Annotated in this window: 8 protein-coding genes; 1 reads left to right on the forward strand and 7 read right to left on the reverse strand. The window is 63.0% G+C overall.

Annotated features, from left to right (window positions below):
* Nucleotides 1–71: 71 nt before the first annotated feature.
* From J5474_RS17420 to J5474_RS17445, 6 genes are all read right to left on the reverse strand, one after another.
* Nucleotides 72–1,868 (reverse strand): peptidoglycan D,D-transpeptidase FtsI family protein, encoded by a 1,797-nt coding sequence (locus J5474_RS17420; protein ID WP_209362410.1) that lies wholly within the window; start codon nt 1,866–1,868, stop codon nt 72–74.
* Nucleotides 1,865–2,212, reverse strand: a complete 348-nt coding sequence (gene ftsL, locus J5474_RS17425) for a cell division protein FtsL (RefSeq protein WP_209362413.1) — start codon at nt 2,210–2,212, stop codon at nt 1,865–1,867. The genes J5474_RS17420 and ftsL overlap by 4 nt, the downstream gene beginning before the upstream one ends.
* Nucleotides 2,213–3,190 (reverse strand): 16S rRNA (cytosine(1402)-N(4))-methyltransferase RsmH, encoded by a 978-nt coding sequence (rsmH, locus tag J5474_RS17430; RefSeq protein WP_209362415.1) that lies wholly within the window; start codon nt 3,188–3,190, stop codon nt 2,213–2,215.
* Nucleotides 3,191–3,697 (reverse strand): division/cell wall cluster transcriptional repressor MraZ, encoded by a 507-nt coding sequence (gene mraZ, locus J5474_RS17435; RefSeq protein ID WP_209362417.1) that lies wholly within the window; start codon nt 3,695–3,697, stop codon nt 3,191–3,193.
* 558 nt (nt 3,698–4,255) lie between these two features.
* Nucleotides 4,256–5,836: a DEAD/DEAH box helicase gene (locus tag J5474_RS17440; protein WP_245216539.1), complete on the reverse strand. Its 1,581-nt coding sequence runs from the start codon at nt 5,834–5,836 to the stop codon at nt 4,256–4,258.
* Between the two features lie 9 nt (nt 5,837–5,845).
* Nucleotides 5,846–6,376 (reverse strand): hypothetical protein, encoded by a 531-nt coding sequence (locus J5474_RS17445; RefSeq protein WP_342454060.1) that lies wholly within the window; start codon nt 6,374–6,376, stop codon nt 5,846–5,848.
* A 221-nt stretch (nt 6,377–6,597) separates the two neighbouring features.
* Here J5474_RS17445 and J5474_RS17450 point away from each other — a divergent pair, with 221 nt between their 5' ends.
* Nucleotides 6,598–7,014 carry a hypothetical protein gene (locus tag J5474_RS17450; RefSeq protein ID WP_245216540.1) on the forward strand — a complete coding sequence of 139 codons (417 nt, stop codon included), beginning with the start codon at nt 6,598–6,600 and terminating at the stop codon, nt 7,012–7,014.
* Nucleotides 7,015–7,718: 704 nt separating this feature from the next.
* Here J5474_RS17450 and J5474_RS17455 read toward each other — a convergent pair.
* The coding region (locus J5474_RS17455; protein ID WP_245216541.1) for an IS5 family transposase at nt 7,719–8,168 on the reverse strand (450 nt) is incomplete at its 5' end.

Consider the following 8,168-nt stretch of genomic DNA (forward strand, 5'->3'; position numbering starts at 1 on the left):
CCCTGTCTGTCAGGCCCGCGCTATCGGGTCCTGTCGTTCGCGCGCCCCGGCATCGGCGGCCCGCGCGGGGCTCAGTCCGAGGCGCTCATTGTCACGTCCAATTGCCCCGTATCGTAGACCGGACGCAAGCCCAGAAGCGGCGCGACGCGGCGGATCATCTCGGCCGCAACGGGCACAGCCGTCCAGCCCGCCGTGCGGCGCGGTTTCGTGCCAGAGGTCTCAACCGGTTCGTCCAGCGTCACCACCAGCGCGTACTTTGGGTCATCGGTTGGAAAGACTGCCGCGAAGGTCGCGATGACCTTGTCCTTGTAATACCCGCCACCCTTTTCCTTGGGCTTGTCCGCCGTGCCGGTCTTGCCGCCGACCTTGTAGCCCGGGACCTCCCCGAAGGAGGCCGTCCCGTCGTCGCTGCTCACCACCTGACGCAGCATGTTCAACGCGTCGCGGGTGACCTGCTCGCTCAGAACAACGTCCCGATACTGGCTCCCCGATTGCTTCAGAAGCGTCGGCTTCACCGTATGCCCGCCGTTCGCGATGGCAGAATAAGCGGTGGCCAGGTGCAGCGGCGTAGTCGAAATGCCATGACCGTAGGAAATCGTCACCGTCGAGAGGTCAGTCCAGCGCTCCGGGATCAGCGGACGCCCGCCAGAGGCCTCGGTGATTTCCAGCGGCGTCGGATCGAACAGGCCCAGCGACTTGAGGAAATCCTTCTGCCGCTCCGCCCCGATGGCCAGCGCGATCTTGCCCGTGCCCCGGTTCGATGACTTGATGATCACCTCCTCCACAGAAATCGCGCCATAGTTGTGGTTCTCGAATTCGCCGATGCGGTGACCACCCACCTTGAAGGGAGGCGAAGTGTCGATGACGGTCTGCGGCGTCATCAGTCCAAGCTGCAGCGCCTGGGACGCGGCAAAAATCTTGAAGGTGGAACCCAGTTCATAGACGCCCTGCACGGCCCGATTGAACAGCGGACTGTCGGACGGGCTGCCTTTTGTTGGCGCAGCGGGGCGGTCGTTGGGGTCGAAATCGGGCAGCGACACGATGGAGATCACCTCGCCGGTGTGCACGTCCATCAACACGGCAGCCGCACCCTTTGCGTTCATCAGCTTCATGCCGGAGTACAGCACTTCCTCCGCCGCCGCCTGCACAGTGAGGTCGATGGAGAGCGCCAGCGGCGTACCTTCGCGGGCCGGGTCGCGCAGATCCTTGTCGAAGAAGCGTTCGATCCCCGCTGTGCCGATGACCTCTGCCGAATGAACGCCCTCGGCGCCAAATGACGACCCGCCAAGCACATGGGACAACACCGGCCCGTTGGGATAAAGCCGCATCTCGCGCGGCCCGAACAACAGCCCGGGCTCTCCGATGTCATGCACGGCCTGCATCTGTTCCGGGCTGAGTTTCTTCTTTATCCACAGAAACTTGCGCCTGGGGTCCGTGAAACGCCGCTTCATGTCGGCGGCGTCGAGATCGGGGAAGATTTCCGCCAGCCGTTCTGCCGCGCGTCCCGGTTCGATCATCTGCTGCGGATGCGCGTACAACGAATGCGTCGACATGTTGGTGGCAAGCACCCGACCGTGGCGGTCGACGATATCCGCCCGGCTCGCCATGATCGACGCGCCCGTGGCCTGCGCCCGAGGCTCTTCGGGTTCGGAGGCCGACAGCATCCCCATGCGCGCCCCGATCACCGCGTAGGCACAGAAGAACATCATGGCCAGCACCAGCAACCGCCCCTCCGCCCGGAGCCGCGCGCGGTCGCGCATCTCCTCATGCCGCAAACGGCGGTTCTCCTTCTCGATCGCGTCCGGGTCTTCACCCTTCTTGCGTGCATCGAGGATGCGCGCCAGCGGGCGCAGCGGAATACGGGTCATGGCAGGGTGGCTCCCCGGCTGGTGACTTCGATACTGTCGGTGATATCGAGCATTTCAGCCCTGGGATAGGCGATCTGGTCGATGTTGCCGAACTGGTCGGGGCGCAGGGGGATCAACCCCAGCTTGTCAAAATTCAGTTCCGCGAGGTCACGCAAACGGTCCGGGCGGTTCAGATAGGCCCACTCTGCCCGGAGGATCGACAGGCGTTCGCGCGCTCCGGCGATCTCTGCCCTTAGGCCGTCCGCACGGTCCAGCTCATCCTGCGTGCGATAATTCTCGCGATAGGCCCAATAGCCGGAGCTGACCACCGCAAGAGCCGAGAGAATGAACAGCAAGGTTCGCATCTACCGTCCTTTCAGGCTGGGCATGGCGATCTCGTCTGCCGAAACCTCCATCGCCGGGATTTCCGTGCGCCGCGCGACGCGCAGCTTTGCCGAGCGGGCACGCGGGTTGCGGGCCAACTCCTCCGGGTCGGGGCCAACTGCCTTGCGGGTCAGCACCTCGAAGGGCGCTTCGGCGGCTTCAACTTCGGTCGCGTAGCGGTTGACATGTTTCTTCTTTTCACCGTGCAATTGAAAGAAGCGCTTGACCATCCGATCCTCGACCGAATGAAAAGTCACCACCGCCAGTTTGCCGCCGGGTTTCAGCGCGCGCTCCGCCGCCATCAGGCCCAGCCAGAGCGCCTCGTATTCGCCGTTCACCGCAATCCTGAGCGCCTGGAATGTCCGCGTCGCGGCATGCGCCACGCCGGGCTTCGTCCGGCCCAGGACCCGTTCGATCATCTGGGCCAGCGGCAGGGTGCGGGTGAATGGGCGGTCCATAACGATGGCTTTTGCCAACCGACGCGACTGCCGCTCCTCACCGTAAACGTAAAGAACGTCCGCCAAAGCCTCTTCGGACAGGGTATTTACCAGATCGGCGGCCGTCGGCCCCTCCTGCCCCATACGCATGTCCAACGGACCGTCCTTCATGAAGGAGAACCCCCGCTCAGCAAGGTCCAGCTGCATGGAGGAAACGCCGAGATCCAGAACGACGCCATCGACGCCCTGGGCCACCTTGTCCATATTCGAGAAGTTTTCCCGTACAAGCGTAATCGCTGGCCAATCGCCCAGCCACTCCGCTGCCATCTCATGCGCCAACGGATCGCGGTCGATGCCAATGACACGCTCCGCGCCAGCCTCGACCAGCCCGCGGGCGTAACCGCCGTTACCGAACGTTCCGTCTATCCACACGCCGCTTACAGGCGCAACTTCACGTAGAAGAGGCTCCAGCAGGACGGGGATATGCGGGGCTTCCCCTGAGGTGCGCCCGGCAGCCGCCATTCAGACCCCCTCCTCATCCAGCAATTGCATCGGGTCGAAGTCGTCCGGCAAATCGTCGAGGAACTCCTCCGCCTTGGCCAACTCCTCCGCCTCGTAGACCGAGGGTTCCCAGATCTGGAAGGTGTCGACGTTCGAGGCGAAATAGGCCTCACCTTCGATGCCTATTTTCTGACGCAGCTTCGCCGGCAGCACGATGCGGCCGGTTTCATCGACGGAGGTCGTCAGTGCTTGGGTCGAAAACAAGCGTTCCAGGATGCGCCGCTTGGGATCACCGCGCTTCATCGACGCGATACGGTCCTCGACCGCCTCCATTTCCTCGATGGTGTAGCATTCAAGATACTTGCGGCGGTGATCGCCATAAACGATCACGAAGTTTGGGTTGAGCCCCTCGGTCCAGTCCGGATCACCCGCCTCGAGGACACGGCGAAACGAGGCCGGGATAGACACCCGCCCCTTGCCGTCCACCTTGTGACGGCTTTCACCTCTGAACCTCAGCCTGCGGCTCACTGTCCCACGGCCTCCAAACCCCAAAATTTAAACGTAAAAACGGCGGGTTGATCTGCTGCCATTGATCAACCCGCCGCTGACCCGCACTGCGGGTGTCTCCGACTGCGCGCGCCACCTGGGGGGATGTCTGCTCGCCCGCGCGCCGGATCCTTTTTGTCACGATGAAGCGGGCGCCCGTATGAAACCTGCTCTTGTTGTTTTTATGAGTTGGTGTGGGATCGTTTGCTGTCCCGTCTGCCCGTCTCATCGTGTGACTCAGGTTTGACATGGGAATTCATGGTAATCAATAGCTTTCTATCGAACCCGACCGGGACAGCGCCCCTTCCGGAGTTGGGAAATTGACTACAAAGTGGCGAATTCGGGCCAAACCCTCGCCTATCTGGTGCAACGCATCCATCTGGACGCTAGATATCCACACAAATCCGAGGAATTTTTTTTCCCGTGAATTCCCAAAAAATCTTCGACGAACCATGAGGACTATGGTCGCTCATGCTCAAGCGTCAAGAACAAGCAACGAACACGCATGGCCTCACCAGCGTTATCCACAGATCTAGAGATTTATCCACAGGCATTCACCCCCGCTCGCGGGTCCGTGATTCGGATCAGCGCCATTCGGCCGAGCGTTTCCCATCTGATCCCACACCCCATCCTTTCCCACCCGCTCCCATGCCGCGTCTGTAGCCCGGCTGTTGTAGCCTGACGCGTTTCTTTGCAGTCGCTGACACGATGTTTTACAGCAACGGGCGGCAGACCCTTGGCGCCGCCCACGGCATGCCAGCGGCCCTCGAGGAAGAACACGCCGCCCCAGGCGTTGAAGCCGCTGGCCATCAGCGCGGCGTCGTCACCGAAGAGATCCTCCCATACAAAACTCGACCGTTTCAGCAGGTCGATTTCGGACAGGACGACGTTCTCGATCGGCGCCGTCACGGACCCACGAGGGAACTCGTAGCCGCAGATCGGGCACTGGCGTGACGCGAGCGGGATCTCCGCCTCGCACTCCGGGCATGTCTTCGTCGGGGCTTCTCCGGGCGTCGGATCGCGGCCGTCGAGATCGACGTCCTGCTCCAGCGTGCCGTGGGTCAGGCTCGAGATCCCGAAATCCAGCACGATGCAGTCGGTTTTCACCACACCGGGATGCTCGGCCGGATCGACCGTGCGCAGGCCGCGCCCGACCATCTGGATCATAGTCGATTTGTAGGAGCTCGGTCGCAGCATCACGACGCAGGAGGTGGGCGGGTGGTCCCACCCTTCGGTCAGAACCGCGACATTGACGATGACCTGCACCTCGCCGGACGCATAGGCTTCGAGCACCATCTTCCGCTCAGTGGAGCCCATGTCGCCAAGGACGACGGCAGCCGGGTTTCCGGCCTCATTGAAGGCGGTCGCGACGTCGACCGCGTGCGCGACGGTCGAGCAGAACACGACGGTCTGGCGGTCGCCCGCCTTTTCCTCCCAGTGCCGGATCACTTCCTCGGTGATGGGCGCGCGGTTCATGATCGCCGCGACCGCGCCCACGTCGTAATCGTCGGCGGTCTTGCGGACGGCGCGCAGCTGGTCCTGCACGCCGACATCGATCACGAAGGTCCGCGGCGGCACGAGGTGACCGGACGCGATCAACTCGCCCAGCCGGACCTGGTCGGCGACGTTGTCGAAGACCTCGCGCAGGCCCTTCCTGTCGCCCCGGTTCGGCGTCGCCGTGACGCCGAAGACGCAGGCATCAGGGTTTGCGTCGCGCACCCGGTCGATGATGCGGCGGTAGCTCTCGGCGACGGCGTGGTGCGCCTCGTCGATCACGAGCAGATCAAGCTTCGGCATGGCCGCGAGATTGGCGGCCCGCGCCAGCGTCGGCGCCATGGCGAAGGTGACCTGTCCGTTCCAGGACTTGGTCGTGGCATCGACGACAGAGGTCTCCATGTCGGGATTGACCCGGGCGAACTTCGCCCGGTTCTGGCTGGTCAGCTCGTCACGATGCGCGAGCACGCAAGCCTTGGCGCCTTCCCCGGTCATCCTGCCGGTGACGGCCGAGAGCATGATCGTCTTGCCCGCGCCTGTGGGCGCAACGCCCAGCGTGTTGTCGCGGGTCGAGAGCGCAGCGAGGCTGCGCTCCACGAAGAGTTTCTGGCGGGGACGGAGGAGCATCGCGCGCCCTCACTGCGCCCAGGCAGGACGGCCCGGCACGGGCGCAGCCGCGGGCTGCTGGACCGGCGCCTGCTGGGGCGCTGTCTGCGCGGGCGGCTGGTAGCCGTGCCGTGCCGCCAGGCCCATGACCTGCGCATAGTCGCGATGATCAGGTGTCACCGCGGCGCGGATCTCGTTCTTCTCTTCGCCCATGGCGTCGGTGCCGACGTCGATCCGAGCGATGAACTCGATCCCGTCGAGATCGGCGAAGCCATTGATGCGTCGCGCCGCCTGCGCCTGCGGGGACTGATCCTTGTCGGAGATCCCGCGCGCCGAGTTCAGCATGCCGCGCACGAGGCTGCGGCCCATGTTGGCCCAATCCGGACCCTTGGGGCTGTGGAGCCCGATCAGCGTGAAGATCTTGCGCCTGGCGTATTGGCCCTCGGTCACCGTGAACTCGCCGTTGAGGTAGACAGCCCCGGTCGAGCCGCGGGTGGCATAGCCCCCGGTCCAGCCCTGCGACGGGTCGTCGAAGCCGCCGGGGCGGATGGTCTGCCGCACCTTGGCGGGCGTGCCCTTGGGGATGAGGTTCGTGTTGGACTGCGCATCGTTGATAGTCGTTCCAGAGACCGGACATGGCTCGGGTCCTTTCAGTTGGTGGGATAGGAATGGGTGTCGGTCGCCGTCGGACCGGGCGGTGGGGGCAGCTGCGGCGGCGAATAGGTCAGCCGCCGTTCCGCAGGGATCAGCCGGCCGCGGATCCTCTCCATCAGCCGGCCGAGGTGGGGCTCTTCGACCAGGTCGAGGCGACCGGAGCGGTCCTTAGCCGGGTATTCGTGCACTGGGCCGCGACCGAGTTCGACTGGCCCGGCCACTCAGAGGCGGACCTCTTCGCCGTCAACAAGGTGCTGACCGAGCCCGACTTCGCCCCGCTCATGGTGTTGCACGACCTGATGATCGCGATGAAGCTCGGCCGGCATTACAAGGGCGAGTTCCGCCCGACCAAGGCCGGCCAGGCGCTGGCAGGCCATCCCGGTCGGATCTTCGGCACGGCCGTCCCGTTCTTTCTGTTCCGCATGAACCACGCCAGCATGTCGCGCTTCGACGACGCGCCGACGCTCACCACCGATGAGCGGCTGGCGGAGTTGACCAACTGCGCCTCTCTGGTGTTGCGGCTTTGTTCCCCACGAAGGGGATAGACACAAGGGGCGAAGTTTTGCCGAGGTTAAAACTCAGGTCATTGGAAAAACGAGGGAAAATCCGACCGAACCGATTTCGGCGAGGTTGGCTCGAACAGAGACGGAGCGCCGTTCAGAGCCCGGAATAGGCCCGGCGCGCGGCCTCAGAGGTTCGCATGGGAGTAGCAAAGCCCTTTGAAAACACGACTATTTCCGCGCCGCGATAGGCGCCTGTCGGTGTTCGCAACAGGGATTGTGGCGGAGGGAGCGGGACCGGCGTCGAACCTTATCCACCTCTAACCTAATGTTTTATTTACGATTTAGATCGCCCCGCCATTCGCTGCACCCCGTTTCAAGGATAATGATGCGTCCTTTCCCAACATTGGAATTTTGACCTTCGCTGAAGCAGCATAGGTTCGCAGACATGGCTCAGTTATTGCTGCAGAGCGGCACATGTCGCCAGACCGACCGTTAATGTGCTTGGACTTCACCTCAAGTGGGACCGCACATTCGCCGGAGACTGATCCGACAACTTAGACGCGGAGAAAACGCGCTTGCTGCGCAACTGTGCCAATGACCGCTCCCGGTCAGTGCTTCAATACGTTTTGACCGTCGATAGATTCACTATGGAAAATTCCAGTAAACAAGGACGATAACTGAACAAAGAACGAAGGCTTGTGACCTGCTCCCCTGAAATGTCCTCGATTTGAGGTTAGGGTCAGGATTCATAACCAGTAGATGACGACAGCCGCGAGGGCGACGGCTGACAGGAACACCTTTGGGCATCGGTCATAGCGGGTCGCCACGCGCCTCCAGTCCTTGAGCCTTCCGAACATGATTTCGATGCGGTTTCTTCGCTTGTAGCGGCGCTTGTCGTATTTGACCGGGGTTTTTCGCTGCTTCCGACCGGGGATGCAGGCACGTATCCCCTTGTCCTGCAATGCTTCTCTGAACCAGTCGGCGTCGTAGCCGCGATCCCCGAGCAGCCATTTGACGTTGGGCAGGCCGCTCAGCATCGCCCGCGCGCCGATGTAATCGCTCACCTGTCCCGCGGTGACGAACAGGTTGATCGGTCGTCCCAGGCTGTCGCAGACGGCATGCAGCTTGGTCCCTCTCGGGACATTGCTGCGCAATGCCCTGCCGGGCAGTGGTTCATGCCGCCTTTGGTCCGACCA

This window comes from Sagittula salina, from assembly GCF_017813235.1.
Lineage (GTDB): Bacteria > Pseudomonadota > Alphaproteobacteria > Rhodobacterales > Rhodobacteraceae > Sagittula > Sagittula salina.